Genomic DNA, 2,125 nt, shown 5'->3' with positions numbered 1-2,125 from the left:
ATAATATTCTTTTTCCCAGTTACCTAATAGATCATCTGTTAAATAGCGATAAGTATGGTCATAATTACTATTTCCATAAATCATCTTTAAAGTAGAATATATATTAAGAATATTTTCAGTATTTCTCTTAGTCATATTTACCCTTATAAATATCTTGGTACTCATCACTAAAGACTGGTTTACTAAAGAGATTACCATTTTTAGATTTCTCAGCATATCTGACGATCTTATCTGAAAGACTTGGCAGCACAGGAGTTTTTAACTCAATGAGTTCCTTAATACTTTCAACAGATGTTTTAAGACCATAGTTCTGACTCATTAACTGTGCACGAGATGCTCGATTTTCATCAGATTCCAATAGATCCAATTGTCTCATCATGGCCTTATAGTATTGAGATATCTGGATATCTATGGAGTCATGTTGAATATCAACATCAACGGGCAAGATATCAGTACTAGTGCTGAGATATGATTTATACCCCCCCCACTTTGATAAAATCCCTAATACACCGGTGGAAAATGCTTCTGCCGGAGCCATCCCGAAGTCTTCATCATTATGAGTACTTAAACTACAATATATATCTGAACCGTTATAGAGTTCATTTAGGTCTTTGGAATTAAGAACACCTAAATATTTGATCTTTTCACAGCCAGAAATACTTTCTAAGAACTTTGATCGATAAAAATTAACAAGTAAATTCTTTCCAAGGTAAGGCATACCAATATCATCACATGGTCCCGCAATATAGAGGTAAGTGTTCTCCTCACCAAATTTCTTACAAAAGTCATTGAAGCACTCAACAAGGTAGACAACATTCTTCTGCAGGCTAATTCGACCAGTGTAAACAATAACCTTATCTTTAACGTTCAGGTTATGCTTTTTTCTAAATTCTTCCCTTAATTCTCTAGAATAGAAGAAGTCGTCTTGATCAACAGAAAAAGGAATCGTCATAACATCATTAAGTTCAGTTATACTCTTTACCGTTTCAGCTTGGGCTTGTGATGCACAAACAAGCTTCACTTTTCTTCCTTTCAATAATTCAAGACATCTTGCCCAGCTATTTAGAAAATAAGTAAAATCACCATAAATATGAAAGATGAATTCTGTCTCTTGGTTATTACTATGAAGAAGATAGTGGCTAATTAACATATAAGGAGCTTCACCGTGATCTACAAAAGAAATAATATCTGGTGAATCTGCACATAGTCTCTTTGAAGTCGCGATAAAATCAGCAGGAAATTCACTATACATTGGAATCTCATAATGCTTGATGACACAGTCTTGTGCTTCATAAGACTTCACTAAATTCGAAGATATAGATTGGCAACTTTTCCAATCTATCCCTCTTTTTAATATTAAGGCAATCTTTTGGCTCATTAGTATTCAGCTCCATCTAAGGCATAATCAATATCAAGCTTAACGAGACGACAGTAGTGGTAATAAGATTTTAATTCGGGAAATGTTTCTAAAAGACTCGTCCCCTTTCTCCTGTCATATTCATTAAAGAAGGTAACAAAATCACTTCTGACCTTAATGACCTCTGGAGACTCCTCGTCTACTTTTGAGGTCTTAGCATAATGATATATTCTCTTATACTTCTTTATCTCATAATCACTAAAACCATGAGACCCAAGTTTCTGAATAGACTTCGACTCCATATACTCTAGGTTCTCTTTCATTCTCTCGATCATATTCTTATTAGCAAATTTTAAAGAAATATATTGAGGTGATGAAAGATATGACGAGTCAATAAGCACTCTCTGACCACCATCATGCTTCCCTTCATACTCCTTCTTAAGCTCCATAATATAATCAATCATCTGCCTATATGAGTAAATTGAAAGAATATTATGTGTCGCCATAAAAACAAGTTGAAAGTCTGTATTCTCCAGAACATAGCGTACGTTCTTTTTAAACAATTCCATATCAAGTCCGAACCTTGCATATTCAGCTTGTGAACCAAAGGATTCAAGACTCGTATAGATAGCAATATGTGATATTTCTTTCTTATTTTCTAATTCTTTCAGTTTTTCTATTTGTTTTTCAACTATTGAATGTGACATCCCTAGATTAGAATTCACTGAAACTTCTAACCCAGGTGTCTTTCTTGTCTTTAATTCATCC

At 33.9% G+C, this 2,125-nt stretch carries 1 protein-coding gene and 1 pseudogene; both read right to left on the bottom strand.

Annotation, left to right across the window (positions count from 1 at the left end; genetic code table 11):
- Positions 1-127: 127 nt before the first annotated feature.
- Complete coding sequence (locus M901_RS03060) at positions 128-1,378, bottom strand: glycosyltransferase family 4 protein (RefSeq protein WP_021276706.1); 1,251 nt, start codon at positions 1,376-1,378, stop codon at positions 128-130.
- Positions 1,378-2,125 (bottom strand): annotated as a pseudogene (locus tag M901_RS03055) (hypothetical protein); the annotation flags it as partial. The gene M901_RS03060 and the pseudogene M901_RS03055, both read right to left, overlap by 1 nt.

The sequence above is a fragment of the Bacteriovorax sp. DB6_IX genome (assembly GCF_000447775.1).
GTDB lineage: Bacteria > Bdellovibrionota > Bacteriovoracia > Bacteriovoracales > Bacteriovoracaceae > Halobacteriovorax_A.
Note: the sequence above shows the minus strand (reverse complement) of the source record. Positions and strands in the feature narration are given on the sequence as shown.

What these genes read in the sequence shown, in the direction of transcription:
- M901_RS03060 (WP_021276706.1), bottom strand. Translation starts at nt 1,378, where the DNA reads ATGAGCCAAAAGATTGCCTTAATATTAAAAAGAGGGATAGATTGGAAA.